Source organism: Paraburkholderia silvatlantica (assembly GCF_003096715.1).
Lineage (GTDB): Bacteria > Pseudomonadota > Gammaproteobacteria > Burkholderiales > Burkholderiaceae > Paraburkholderia > Paraburkholderia silvatlantica.
In genome coordinates, this window is the sequence record NZ_QEOL01000016.1 from 152,496 (window position 1) to 165,530 (window position 13,035).

Sequence of the window (13,035 nt, forward strand, 5' to 3'; positions counted from 1 at the left end):
GTCTGCCGGATTCAGGCTGCCTCTGATATCGAGTTTTGCAGCGCCTGAAGGATGGATATGCGCAACTCGCCGAGCGAGCGCACCTGGGTATGCCGTGGCTGCGGCAGTTCGACTGCCCAGCGTCCCACGAGCGTGCCGCGATTGCCGAGCAGCACGATCTGGTCGGCGACCAGCAGCGCTTCGTCGATGTCGTGCGTGACGAACAGCGCGGATGCACCTGTGTTGCGCACGGCGGCAATGAGCAGTTGCTGCATGTCGGCGCGGGTCACTTCGTCGAGCGCGCCGAACGGTTCATCCAGCAGCAATGCACGCGGTTCGCGCGCGAGGCAGCGAGCCAGCGCGACGCGCTGCGCCATGCCGCCGGAAAGCTGCGACGGCAGCCAGTGACGCGCATGTTCGAGCCCGACAGCGGCCAGCGCGTTCGTCACGCGTTCCTTGCGGACCGTGCGCGTGAGTTGCGGTTGACGCGCAAACGTCAGCCCGAAAGCGACGTTGCGCTCGACCGTGAGCCACGGCAGCAGACACGGATCCTGAAACGCGAGCGCGACTTCGGGACGCGGCCCGTCGACCGTTTCGCCATCGACGCGAATCGCGCCGGACGTGGTTCGCGTCAGCCCCGCGATGACACGCAACAGCGAAGACTTCCCGCAACCGCTTGGTCCGAGCAGCGCAACGAGTTCGCCCGGCGCGACCGCCAGGTCCACGCCGTTCAGCACGCCGCGCGTGGCATAGCGCAGCGTAACGCCGCTCGCGACGATATGCGCGCCTTGCGTCATGCCGCTGCCGCCCGTCGATGCCGCGCGAGTTGCGACTTCAACTGCACGAGGCTCGGTGTGACGATGGGTATGAACGACGCCTCGCGCACACGCCGCGCCCCGCCGCTCTGACCGCGCAGATAACCGCGTCCACCCGTCGCCTGCACTTCGAGCGAGACGGCTTGCGTAACGGTATCGACGAGTGCGATGCGCAGTTCGAACATCGTCGCGGGCGCGTTGAAGAAGGTGCCGTCGAGCACGCCTTGCTTCAGTTGCGACGACTGATTGGCGAGCGTCGCTTCGAGCGAGCGAATTTCCTCGCGGATCGACCCGCGCGACGCTTCGCTCGCTTCCAGCGTGGCAAGCAGTGCACGCCGCGCGAGTCCAATTGACATCCCGCATTGCAGGCCGAGAAATGCCGGGCGTACGCGGGCAAGCCACGCGGGGGCATTGGCGGCGAGGCGATACGTGTCGTCGAGCACGGTGCCGTTCACGCGCAGCGCAGCCGTATTGCTTGCGCGCAGGCCAATCAGGTCGAGATCGTCGCTGCGCACGACGCCAGGCGCGTCGTGCGGAATCGCAAAGATGGACGGCGGCGAGCCGTCGTCGTGATCGAAGGCTGCTGCGGCGATGAAACCCTCACGCCGCAGGTTCGTGATCCACGGCAGGCTGCCGTTCAGCGCGAACGCGTTGCCGCTGCGCGCCGCATGCATCTGCAGGGGCTCGATGTCGGACAGATACTTCATCGCGTTCGACAGTCCCGTGGCGCCCGCGCTCTCGCCCACCAGAAGCGGTGTCAGCCAGCGGTCGCGCAGCGCGTCGTTCTCGCTTTGCAGTACGTATTCGATGAAGGTGCGATGTCCCCATAGCACGAACGCTGCCGTCAGAGAACGTTGCGCGACGGCGGCGACCGTATCGATTGCGTCCGCGATGCTGCCGCCCGTGCCGCCCAGCGCTTCGGGCACGCCCACGGCGGCGGCACGCGAGCGCACCAGTTGCGGCAGAACTTCTGACGCACGGGATGGGTCGGCGTCGAGTGCCTCGGCGTTCGCGTCGAGCCAGGCATCGAGCGCCTCGAAGCTCACGGAGGCGGTCATGCCGCCTGCGCCTTCGGCTCCCACCGATACGCCTCGAGCTGCGGATTCAATTCGTTGCGCGCCAGGTTGTTCGCGAAGTTGCACAGTGTTGCGAGGCTCACGCCGAGAATCACTTCGAGTGCGTTGGCGTCGCTGTAACCAGCGGATTTGAACGCGGCGAACGCGTCATCGGACACTGCGCCGCGTGTGGCGATCACTTCGCGGGCGAACGCGGCGACGGCGTTCAAACGCACATCGGACACAGTGCCTTGCGCGCGGATTTCATCGACGATCGCTTCGGGCAATTGCGCCTTTTTCAGTGCGACAGCCGTATGACCGGCGACGCAGAAACCACAGCCGTGAATCGAGGCGGCCGTGATCTGTACGACTTCGCGCTCGGCCAGTGTAAGACCGCTGCGCGAATTGATTTCGCCGACAGTCAGATACGTTTCGAGCGCAACGGGGGCATTGGCGAGTGCCGCAACCAGATTCGGCAGGAAGCCGTTCGCGGCTTGCGACTTCTGCAGAAACGGACGGCTCGCTTCGGGCGCGCTATCGATGGTTTGGAGAGGCAGACGGTTCATGGCATCCTCGATCGGAAAGCCTCATTGTCGACGCCGCAAGGCGGGCCGGCAATGCGCCGCCGTCTCGCTTTCATGCGCATTCGTCTCAAGTCAATGGACGGGCGTCTGCGCGCTGCCTGCGGGCTCGCGGCGGCATGTGCCCGGCGGCAGACCTGTAACGCGTTTGAAGGCCTGCGCGAAGGCGGATTCCGATTGATAACCGACATGCTCCGCCGTGCTGAGCGTCGAAGCGCCGTGCCTCAACATTTCCGCTGCGACCTTCATGCGTAGCAGCGCGAGAAACTGCACGGGAGGCTGTCCGCACGCTTGCGCAAACTGCTTGCAAAAGCGCGCGCGCGACATGTGGCAAAACGCTGCCATCGTGTGCGTGGTCCATTCCTCGCCGGGTCTCTCGATGATCGCGCTCACGAGTGGCGTAAATTCGGCACGCCGCATCACCGACCACAAGCCCGGCGCGAAATCGCCGGTACTGGCGACGGCGCGCAGCGCATAGAAGAACAGCGCATCCGTCAGACGATGAATGAGCGGCGAGGGCGCATCCTGCACGCGGGCGGCTTCCGCGCGGATCAGATCGAACAGCGTGCGGGCGCCTGCGAGCTTCGCATCGTCGTGACGCGCGAGAATGTGATCGGGCAGCAGGCCGGTGATGGCTTCGCCAAGATCGGAGCGGAATTCGAAGAAGCCGCACGCCAGCGCGACGCCATCGTGCGATTCGCCAGATGCGTCGAGCGGCGTCATGGCGCCGATGCGCACGGTGTATTCGTCGTCGGATGGCGCGTTTGAATCGGGCGTGAGGCAATGCTCGATGTCGTGCATCAGGAACACGGCATCGCCCGCCACGAGCCGCGTGCTTTGCGCGGCGCGGCTGTTTTTGGCCGGCAGATGAAGCCAGCACGTGCCTTCCAGCACGAGATGAAAGCTCGCTCGCTGATGACCTGCTGTCGACGCGCGATACGCCCCGCAGTAGCGCCCCACGTGGAACAGGGTGCTACGCAGTTCGAGTCCGGAGAGCAGCCAGTCGGCGGCCTGTTCGGCGGAGGTCGGCATGATGGGCGAAGGCGGTGAAGCCATTGGGAAGTCGATGGCGGATTCCGAGCTTAGCGTCGTGCCGCTGCGCCGTAAAACAAGCGATCGTGGAAAGCATATGTGTTTTCCGCATATGCTTTCCATGGCGGCGGGCGATTTTCTGCAGACGGGTGCGGCGCAGTGGTGGTGGGCGATAAGCAGAATGCAAGCAAGTTAAGCGAACGCCAGTCGTACACCGAATATCCGAAACCCCTAACGATATCCGGTGCTTTGCTATCGAGACGCGATGCTAAGCAGGTCGCCATATTCATGAAATAGAAAACATCGCATAGACATAAGGCGCAAAACCGGCTGAATGCATCGTTATAGCGGGCATGCTCGCGCACACCACATGCGCGGCACATATCGTTAGCAAGATTGATTCGTTGGAGAAGAGGAAAGTCTTTACTTAGGCTGCAGGATTGTTCTCCAAACTCTTTCCCGATGATTCACGACGTCTCTCGCCGCACGCGCGCACTTCATTCGAACACCACCACTTTCGCATTACTCGGCGCACTGGCTTTCGGCGCATCCTTGCTGCTGACCGGCTGCAGCAAATCGGACGCCGATACGAATGCACAACGCGCACAAGTGCTGAAGCCCGTTTCGGGCGGCTCACTGACCTGGGGTGTGACGACCGAGCCTGCGTGCTTTGATCCGCATCGCTCGTCGCAGCAGAACGCCTTCTGGGTGATCCGCAATTACATCGATTCGCTGATCAGCAAGAAGACAGACGGCACCTACGCGCCGTGGCTCGCCAAATCGTGGACGGTCGCCGACGACGGCAAGAGCTACACCTTCAATCTGCGCGACGACGTGCACTTCACCGACGGTACGCCGTTCGACGCGAACGCCGTCAAGGCCAATTTCGACTACATCCTGAAGAACGTCAGTACGACCTCGGCATCGGCCTCCTTGCTGGTGCATTTCGATCACGCCGAGGTGGTGTCGCCGTATGTCGTGCGGCTCGTGATGAAACAGCCGGATTCCACCACGCTCGAATCGCTGTCGAGCGTAAAACTCGGCTTCATCTCGCCGAAAGCGCTCGCCGACAACAAGGATCTATGCGGCGGCGGTCCGGGCATCGTCGGCACGGGGCCGTTTGTGTTCAGCTCGTATCAGCGCGGGCAATCGGCGACTTTCACGCGTAACCCTGCATACAATTGGGCGCCGGACAATGCGCAGCACCAGGGCGCCGCGTACCTCGAGCATGTGACCTACCGCTTCCTCCCCGAGGCCGCCGTGCGCACGGGCGCGCTCAGTTCGGGGCAGGTCGACCTGATAGAAGGCGTGCAGCCCACCGACGTCAGCGTGTTCGACAAGGCGGACGGCTTCCAGTATCTGACTGGCCCGTCGGCGACGACTTCGTTTACGTTGAACATCAACTACACGGTCGCACCCGCGAACGACGTGCACGTGCGCCGCGCGCTGCGCGACGGCTTCGACCTCGATGCGATCGTCAAGAGCGTCTATCTCGGCACGGTGCAGCGCGCGTGGTCGAACATCGGGCCGGACAATCCCGACTACAACGCAGAACTGAAGCATTCGTGGGGCAACGACGTCAAGGAGGCCAACCGTCTGCTCGACGAAGCAGGTTGGACCGAGCGCGACAGCGAAGGCTTCCGTACGAAGGACGGCAAGCGTCTGTCGATCGAAGTCGGCTACCCGCAGCCCTATGTGCGCGACAGCCGCGACGTGCTGATCCGCGCGATCCAGTCGGCGCTGCGCCAGAACATCGGTCTCGATCTTGGACTACGCATTACCACGGCGGGCGATTTCGCGAACCAGAAGGCCACGGGCAACTGGACCATCTACCCGAACACCGACAACCCGTCCGACGTCGCGATGGAACTGTGGGACATGCTGGGCGACCAGGGCTTCCTGTACAACGCGATCAAGACGCCAGACCCGACTATCGTCGATACGATCAACCGGGCGCGGCTGCAGCCGGTCGGCGACGAACGCCGCAAGCTGCTTGCCTTCGTGCAGAAGCGCGCAGTCGACGAGGCGTTCATCGTGCCGCTCTTCGCGCCTGCCTACCACCTGGCCGCGAAATCGACGGTGCATGGCGTGGGCTTCGAGCCACAGCTCGACGGCCCGGCGAGTTCGTACGACATCTGGGTCGAGAAGCAGGGAGGCTGACGTGATCAGGCAGATCGTCACGCGTGTGCTAACGGGTGTGCTGGTGATGTGGCTCGCGGCGACCACGGCGTTTCTCGCGATTCACGCGCTGCCTGGCCGTATCGAGGACGTGCTGGCGGGCGACCTCGCTTATCCAGGCTTGCGCGAAGCGATTGCTGCGCAGTGGGGCCTCGATCACAGCCTGCTATGGCAGTACGGACAGTTCCTGCTGCGCCTCGCGCGCGGCGATCTCGGCACGTCCTTCGTGATGCAGCAGCCGGTGCTGGCCGTGCTCGGCAGCCAGTTGTGGCCGACTATCCAGCTAGCGTGCGCGGCGGGTGTGCTGGCCCTCGTGCTCGCGCTGCTCGTTGCGACCTCGACGGCCGGACTGGCAGCGGGCCGCCATGCGTGGGCGAGCCGCATCGCATCGGCGCTCGAATTGCTGTTCACGTCGTCGCCCGTGTTCTGGCTCGGGCTGTTGCTGCTGATCGTGTTCTCGTTCCACTGGCGGCTGTTTCCGGTGTCGGGCGCGGCGGGCTGGCGCGCGCTGGTGCTGCCAGCCGTGACGCTCGCGCTGCCGACAGCGGGCGTGCTGTCGCAGGTCATGCGTGAAGCGCTGGAGGCCGTGTTCGAACGGCCGTTCGTGACGACTGTGCGAGCGCGTGGTGTGTCCGAAGTCGCGCTGCGCACACAGCATGTGCTGCGTCATGCGTTATTGCCCGTCGTCACGCTGGGCGGCTGGCTGATCGGCGGCCTGCTGGGCGGTGCGGTGATCACCGAGAAGATGTTCGGCCGCCCCGGCATCGGCAGCGTGACGCTGACGGCCGTGACGTCGCAGGACGTGCCCGTCGTGCTGGCTGTGGTGCTGCTGGCCGCGTTCGTGCACGTGGCGATCTCGACGCTGCTCGACGTGCTGTATCTGTTTATCGATCCGAGGCTGCGTGCATCATGAGTGATCTCTCCACGGCTGGCGTTGCACAGCGGCGTCGCCTGACAGTTGTCAGCCGTCTGCCCGCAGCGGTGCTGGTGTCGGCCGCATTTCTGCTTGCGCTGGCTTTCGCCCTGGCTTTTCCGCGCGCCGTCACGCCCTACGATCCGCTCGTGAGCGACGTCGCCCACGCGATGCAGGCGCCCGATGCCGCACACTGGTTCGGCACCGACCGCATTGGCCGCGACGTGTTTGCGCGCGTCGTGTATGGCGCGCGCTATTCGCTGCTGATCGGGCTTGCCAGCATGATCGTCAGCCTGCTGATCGGTCTCGTGATCGGCATGACGGCGGGACTGGGACGGCGTGCTGTCGATGAAAGCGCGTCGCGCGTGTTCGACGTGCTGTCGGCCTTTCCGCCCATTCTTCTGTCCTTGCTGGTCGTGACGTTTCTCGGCCAGGGCATCGTCAATATTGCGGTGGCGGTCGGCATCGCGGGGATTCCGAAGTTCGGCCGCGTGCTGCGTGCGCAGACGCTGGTGGTGCGCCGCGCCGACTACGTGACGCATGCGGTGGTGTGGGGCCAGACGCGCCGCGAGGTGTTTCTGCGCCACATCCTGCCGAACGTGCTGGCCGCGATACCCGTGATCGCCACCATCGATATCGGCAGCGCGATCATTGCTGTGTCCGGTCTGAGTTTTCTGGGTCTCGGCCCGCAGCCGCCGACGCCCGAATGGGGCGTGATGCTCGCCGAAGGCCGCGACGTGCTGCGCGTGGCATGGTGGCCGAGCGTGTTTCCCGGCATGGCGATCACGTTGACGGTGATTGCGTTCTCCGTGATCGGCAAGCATCTGTCCCGCGTCTACGGAGTCAAAGCGCGATGAAAAACGATTTCTCCACAGCGCGCACGCTCGTCGATGTGCGCGGACTCGATATCCGCTTTCCCGATGCAAACGACGGCGAGCCACTGGTGCGGGGCGTCGATCTGACGATACGCGCCGGCGAATGTGTCGCTCTCGTTGGCGAGTCGGGTTCCGGTAAGAGCCTGACGGCGCGCAGCCTGATCGGTCTGGCGGGCTATGGCGCGCGGATGTCGGCGCAACGCTTCGAGATCGACGGAACGAGCGCACTGCAGTTCCGGGAGCGCGACTGGCGGGGTGTGCGCGGCGGTTTCGCAGGACTCGTGATGCAGGACGCGCTGGTGTCGCTCGATCCGTTGCGCACGATCGGCGCCGAGATCGAAGAGACGCTCGCGCTGCATGTGCGATCTGGCTCGCGTGCGGCGCGCCGCGCGCGCGTGCTCGAGACGATGCGCGACGTTGGGATGCCCGAACCGGAGCAACGTGCGCAGCAATATGCGCATGAGTTGTCGGGCGGTTTGCGGCAGCGGGCGTTGATTGCGTCGGCGATCGTCGCGAGCCCGGCGCTCGTGATCGCCGACGAGCCGACCACCGCGCTCGACGTGACCGTGCAGGCGCAGATTCTCGATGTGCTGGCTGCGCGTCTGCGTGAAGGCATCGGTGTGCTGCTGGTGTCGCACGATCTTGCCGTGGTGGCGGAAGTGGCCGACCGCGTGCTGGTGATGCATCGCGGCAAGGTCGTCGAACACGGCGCGACGCATGACGTGTTGGCGCGCCCTGCGCATGCCTGCACGCGGCGGCTGATCGCTGCGCAGCCGTCCGCTGGCTCGCGCGGGCAGCGGCTGACGTCGGCGCGTCTCCGTAATGACGTGCCTTCCGGGCGTGCGTCGCTGATCGAGCGCGATCCGTTGCCGCCGCGTCAGCGGGTGTCGGATGAAGCGCTGTTGCAGGTCGAAGCGGTCGGCAAGCGATATCAGCGGCGAGGGGCACGCAAGCGCGCCGCGGACACAGGCGAGTTCATCGCGCTCGACAACGTATCGTTCGACGTGCGGCGCGGCGAGGTGGTTGGAATCGTCGGCGAATCGGGTTCGGGCAAGAGCACGTGTGCGAAGCTCGTACTCGGACTCGAAGCGCCGTCGGCCGGGCAGGTGTGCTTTCTCGGCACGCTATGGAATGGCGCGGGCGTGCATGAGGCGGCGCGCCGTGAGTTGCGTCCGAAATTGCAGTACATCCCGCAGGATCCGCTCAGTTCGTTCGATCCGCGTTATACCGTGAGGCAATTGCTCGCCGAAGCGTTGACCACTTCGGGACTCGATCCGCAGCAGATACAGGATCGCAGTGTCGAACTGCTCGAACAGGTCGGACTCGATGCGCACCATCTCGAACGGCGGCCGCTGTCGTTATCGGGCGGTCAGCGGCAGCGCGTGGCGATTGCGCGTGCGATTGCACCGCAGCCTGAGCTGATCGTCTGCGATGAGCCTGTTTCGGCGCTCGATGTCTATGTGCAGGCGCAGGTGCTCGATCTGCTCGGCACCTTGCAGGCGGAGTTGGGTTTGTCGCTGCTGTTCATCTCGCACGATCTCGATGTGATCCGGCATGTCAGCGACCGCGTGCTGGTTTTCAAGGACGGGCGTGTTGTCGAAGCGGGCGACGCGCAACGGCTGTCCGATGCGCCACAGCATGCTTATACCCGCTTGCTGATGGCGTCGGCGCCGTCGCTGCGGCGCGCGAAGGAAGCGGGCAGCGATGCGCTGGTGCGTGAGGTTGAATTGCATGCTGGTTAAGCAGCACTACCCCGCGACAACGTTTGCGCATATCAAAAGCAGGGCAGCGGCAATGCGATACGGCGATCAGCACGTGTTGACCATCCCGCCGAATTTTCCTGCATATTCAACATCATTCAGGAAACACAGGCTCGCCGAGCGTCAGCATCAAACGGTTGGCCCACGCGAAGATCGCAATCGCATGGCTCAGGTCGAGGATTTCACCGTGAGTGAGTCCGTTTTCCCTGAGTGCTGCAATCGATGCCGCATCGATCGTGTCGGGATGCAACGTCAGATCGATCGCGTAACGGACGATTGCCCGTTCGCGCTCCGTGGTGCCTGCCGTTTGCGGATCGGCGAACACCTGCTGAATGACGTCGTCGCGTTTCGCGAGTTGCTGGAACCGTTGGGCATGCACGGAAGCGCAGTAAACGCAGCCGTTCACCCGCGATACCACCGTGCTGGCGAGTTCGCGTTCCGCGCGCGGCAGGCCGCCAGGCGCATACATGATGCTGTTGAACGCGCCCGAGCGTTGCCGCAAGATTTCCGGCTCATGCACGAGCAGCAGATAGTAGTCGGAAGTCTTCGCTTGCGGATGGCTCGCTTCCAGAACGGCTGTCTGTTCGGGCGTGGCATCGGCGAGCGCCACCGTGTCGAGCCATGCCGACCAGCCGAGCTGCTGCGACGTGAAGCCATGTGACGTGCTCATGCTGTGGCCTCCAGTGCTCGCAGTGCGGCAACGATCCGGACCTGATACGTGACGAACGCTACGAGTTGCGAAAGCGCGACGATCTCGGGCGTGGACAGAGCGGCTTGTTTCACGCGCAGCAGTGCGGACTTATCGGGGTTTGGGGTGAGGGTCGCAAGCGCGTGCGTGTGCTTGAGAATCGCGGCGAGTCTGGCGTCTGTGTCCGCCGCGTTTGCATGCGCCACGCCCTCGGCGATGAAGCCTTCCAGCGCCGCAATGGCGCTCCTGGCCGACGAACCCAAAGCAGGCAGGCGCTCGCGATATGCACGCGCCGCCTCGGGCGCTGCCGACAATGCGGCTGCATAGCTGGCGGCCGCAAAACGCTCATCGAGCGAAAGCCCGGTGGCGTTCGGGTCGAAGAGGGCGTCGAAGCTGCCTTGCGTATAGCGTGTGGCATCGGCGCGGGCGGCGCGTAGCGCGGCGACCGAACCCGTCGATGCGATTCCGGCCAGACGCGCGGTGTCGTCGTCGGGTATCGGCGTCGGCTTGACTTCTGTTGTCATGCGAGATCCCCAGGATAAGGTGTTCACGATTCGTCGATGACGGACGGGGCGTCCGCGTCGGTCCATTCGTCGCCGGCAAGTTCGGCCTTGTCGAATGCCTGGAGCGCGGCGTAATGGCTTTCGCGGTCGGCGTCGAACAGCATCGACGCGATCGCACGCGCGAGGCGCTGCGCGCCGTCGCTGATGGCGGGGATGTCGCCCGCCACCTTGCCGTGCGAGAGACTCGCCGCGTGATTGAAGCAATGAATGCGGGCAAGCGCGGGACAGGCGCCGGGCACGCGCTCCTGAAAAGCAAAGCGGCTATCCAGATCGGGCGATGTCGCAAGCTCTTCGTTGTCGAGTTCCGTGCCCGGATCGAAACGATCACGCCAACGCCTCACATGTGGGGCAATGGCGGCGAATTCGTCGCGCGTGTCGATCTCCGAATGGAAGCCGGTTGCGAAAATCAGATAGTCGAGTTCATAACGCCCTTTGGGTGTATCGATGACGAGTCCGTCAGCATGAGCGGCAGCGTGATCGATAGGGCTCCCCAGATGCAGATACGCGTTCTCGTGGCGCGTGACACGCAGCACGCTGTCGCGCGGTGGCGGTGTCTGGCTTTGCGCCGAATAGTGCAGAAAGCGCCACTTCCATGCGTCGGGCAGATGCATGAAGCCATGCACCAACCCCGGGCTGCCAATCCCTGTCAGCTTGTTGATGCGAGGCAGTTCGCTGCGGCGGATGAACATATCGACGCGTGCGGCACCCGCTTCGAGTGCGCATGCCGCGTTGTCGAAGGCCGATGCGCTCGCACCGACGACGCCCACTCGCCGTCCGCGCAACGCGTCGAAGTCGATTGCATCGGACGAGTGTGCATGACGATGCGCAGGCAGATGCCGCGCAACGGGCGGCACATAGGCGCCGCCAAGACCTTCGCGGCCGGTTGCGAGCACGACGTGGCGCGCAAGCACGGTGCGCGTCTGCGCGTCGCCCGATGTGCGCAGTTCGAGCGTGAGCAGGCCATCCTCGCGTGGCTGAAGCCGCACGAGGTGCGTGTCGTTGACAACCGGCAGCGCCAGCACCTTCCGATACCAGCGCAGATAATCCATCCATTGCGTGCGCGGGATCTTGTTCAACGCTTCCCATTGCTCGCGCCCGAACTGCGCTTCGTACCATGCGCGGAACGTAAGCGCGGGAAAACGCAGCGCCGGCCCGGTCAATTGCTTGGGCGAGCGCAAGGTATTCATCCTCGCGTAAGACACCCACGGACCTTCGTGTCCTGCATTCGCCTGATCGAACAGCTGGATGTGCTCGATGCCGAGCATGCGCAGTTCTGCTGCCGCTGTGAGGCCCGCCATGCCCGCGCCGATGATCGCGACGTCGAGCACGCGTTCGTTTTCCGCGAAGCGCGGCGGCACCCACGCAGGCGCGGGCAGTTCGAGCCACGCGAGGTCTTCGCGCAGGCGTGCTTCGAGTGCGGCGAGTCCGCCGCTGTGAGCGGGAGATATCGTTTGGCTCATGTCGTGGCTCCCGTAGTTTTGCGAATTGTGCGTTTACTGTTGGCCGCGTCGCGATGAGCGGGGGACGACAGCAGCGCGTCATGCTGCGCCGCCTGATGACGCGTCGCTCCCGGCAGCAGTTCCTGGGAGACGAGCTCGATTGCCGTAATCAATGCCTCGATTGCGGGCGTGACGGGTTTGCCCGAAGCCGTGACGACGCCATAGTAGAAGGGGATATTCACGTCGATCGGCCGCACGACGACGCCCTGGACGGGCATACCGAAGGCCGTGGCAGGATCGACCACCGCCACCGCGAGCTTCGCCTGTGCGGCCATCACCGCGTTGAGCGAGGCATTGCTTTCGAATGCCACGGTCGATGTGAGGCCGGCTGCGTCGAATGCCGCGTCGATGCGGCAGCGCAGCCGGTAGCGGTTGGCGACCGTCGCAATCTTGCGTGCGGCGAGAACGTGCAAAGAGATCACGGGTGCGTCGGCCAGCGGATCGTCCTGACTGACGACGGCCACGCAAGGCGCCTCGATCAGATAGTGCAGATCGAGCGCGGCATGACCTAGCGGCAGCGTGGCGATGCCGATGTCTACCGAACGCGACAGCAGCGCCTGCACCACCTGCTCGGCGGACGCGCTGCGCAACTGCGTTTCGTGCGCTGCTGCATCCTGCTCGATCCGCGCGATGGCGCGAGGCACCAGCGCAGCCGCGAGCGCAGGCGTAGCGGCGATTCTCAGCGGCGGCGCTTCGTCTCGCCCGATGGCAAGCGCACTGGCGCGAATCCGTTCGAGTCCGACGAGCATGCGCTCCACTTCCGCGTAGAGCAGAAACGCGCGCTCCGTCGGCGTGACGCGCGGGCCTTTGCGATCGAAGAGCGGATAGTCGATCTCCTGTTCGAGATCCTGGATCATGCGCGAAACGCCGGGCTGCGATCTTCCGAGCAACCGGGCGGCGCCCGTCACGCTGCCAGCCGACATCACGGCGGAAAATGCTTCGAGCTGATGCAACTCCATACGACATTCCATTCATGTGGTGGATGCATTGTAGGAGGGCTTGCATGCGCAGTTCTTATAATAAATTCGGCTATCGAAAGAACTGGATTGCGACAGGCAAGACTCACTTACCACGCAGAGGATGGGCGATCCGATGCA

At 64.3% G+C, this 13,035-nt stretch carries 13 protein-coding genes; 5 read left to right on the forward strand and 8 right to left on the reverse strand.

Going from position 1 to position 13,035, the window contains the following annotated elements; all coding sequences use genetic code 11:
• Positions 1-11 precede the first annotated feature (11 nt).
• From C7411_RS21525 to C7411_RS21540, 4 genes are all read right to left on the reverse strand, one after another.
• A complete protein-coding gene (locus C7411_RS21525; protein ID WP_110386078.1) occupies positions 12-776 on the reverse strand; it encodes an ABC transporter ATP-binding protein in 765 nt (254 codons plus the stop codon).
• Positions 773-1,852: an acyl-CoA dehydrogenase family protein gene (locus tag C7411_RS21530; protein WP_110386121.1), complete on the reverse strand. Its 1,080-nt coding sequence runs from the start codon at positions 1,850-1,852 to the stop codon at positions 773-775. Before C7411_RS21530 ends, C7411_RS21525 begins: the two co-directional genes overlap by 4 nt.
• Positions 1,849-2,415, reverse strand: a complete 567-nt coding sequence (locus tag C7411_RS21535; protein WP_110386079.1) for a carboxymuconolactone decarboxylase family protein — start codon at positions 2,413-2,415, stop codon at positions 1,849-1,851. The genes C7411_RS21530 and C7411_RS21535 overlap by 4 nt, the downstream gene beginning before the upstream one ends.
• 90 nt (positions 2,416-2,505) lie before the next feature.
• Positions 2,506-3,462 carry an AraC family transcriptional regulator gene (locus tag C7411_RS21540; protein WP_110386080.1) on the reverse strand — a complete coding sequence of 319 codons (957 nt, stop codon included), beginning with the start codon at positions 3,460-3,462 and terminating at the stop codon, positions 2,506-2,508.
• Here C7411_RS21540 and C7411_RS21545 point away from each other — a divergent pair.
• The 5 genes from C7411_RS21545 (at position 3,461) to C7411_RS21565 (ending at position 9,170) form a co-directional block, all read left to right on the forward strand.
• On the forward strand, positions 3,461-3,658 hold the full coding sequence (locus C7411_RS21545; protein WP_110386081.1) for a hypothetical protein: 198 nt from the start codon (positions 3,461-3,463) through the stop codon (positions 3,656-3,658). The two genes, C7411_RS21540 and C7411_RS21545, sit on opposite strands and share 2 nt — an antisense overlap.
• 266 nt (positions 3,659-3,924) lie before the next feature.
• A complete protein-coding gene (locus tag C7411_RS21550) occupies positions 3,925-5,622 on the forward strand; it encodes an ABC transporter substrate-binding protein (RefSeq protein ID WP_110386082.1) in 1,698 nt (565 codons plus the stop codon).
• A 1-nt stretch (position 5,623) separates the two neighbouring features.
• Positions 5,624-6,553, forward strand: a complete 930-nt coding sequence (locus C7411_RS21555; RefSeq protein WP_110386083.1) for an ABC transporter permease — start codon at positions 5,624-5,626, stop codon at positions 6,551-6,553.
• Positions 6,550-7,410: an ABC transporter permease gene (locus tag C7411_RS21560; protein WP_110386084.1), complete on the forward strand. Its 861-nt coding sequence runs from the start codon at positions 6,550-6,552 to the stop codon at positions 7,408-7,410. The genes C7411_RS21555 and C7411_RS21560 overlap by 4 nt, the downstream gene beginning before the upstream one ends.
• Positions 7,407-9,170 (forward strand): dipeptide ABC transporter ATP-binding protein, encoded by a 1,764-nt coding sequence (locus C7411_RS21565; RefSeq protein ID WP_110386085.1) that lies wholly within the window; start codon positions 7,407-7,409, stop codon positions 9,168-9,170. Before C7411_RS21560 ends, C7411_RS21565 begins: the two co-directional genes overlap by 4 nt.
• Positions 9,171-9,282: 112 nt before the next feature.
• Here C7411_RS21565 and C7411_RS21570 read toward each other — a convergent pair whose 3' ends face one another.
• From C7411_RS21570 to C7411_RS21585, 4 genes are read right to left on the reverse strand one after another with little or no spacing between them, the layout of a single operon-like run.
• Entirely contained in the window at positions 9,283-9,858 is a 576-nt protein-coding gene (locus C7411_RS21570) for a peroxidase-related enzyme (RefSeq protein ID WP_110386086.1), read from the reverse strand.
• Positions 9,855-10,400, reverse strand: coding sequence for a hypothetical protein (locus C7411_RS21575; protein WP_110386087.1), 546 nt, complete (start codon positions 10,398-10,400; stop codon positions 9,855-9,857). The genes C7411_RS21570 and C7411_RS21575 overlap by 4 nt, the downstream gene beginning before the upstream one ends.
• A 23-nt stretch (positions 10,401-10,423) precedes the next feature.
• Positions 10,424-11,899 carry an NAD(P)-binding domain-containing protein gene (locus tag C7411_RS21580; protein WP_110386088.1) on the reverse strand — a complete coding sequence of 492 codons (1,476 nt, stop codon included), beginning with the start codon at positions 11,897-11,899 and terminating at the stop codon, positions 10,424-10,426.
• The gene (locus C7411_RS21585) at positions 11,896-12,897 is read right to left on the reverse strand and encodes a LysR family transcriptional regulator (RefSeq protein ID WP_110386089.1); all 1,002 of its coding nucleotides are present in this window, start codon (positions 12,895-12,897) and stop codon (positions 11,896-11,898) included. The genes C7411_RS21580 and C7411_RS21585 overlap by 4 nt, the downstream gene beginning before the upstream one ends.
• Between the last annotated feature and the right edge of the window lie 138 nt (positions 12,898-13,035).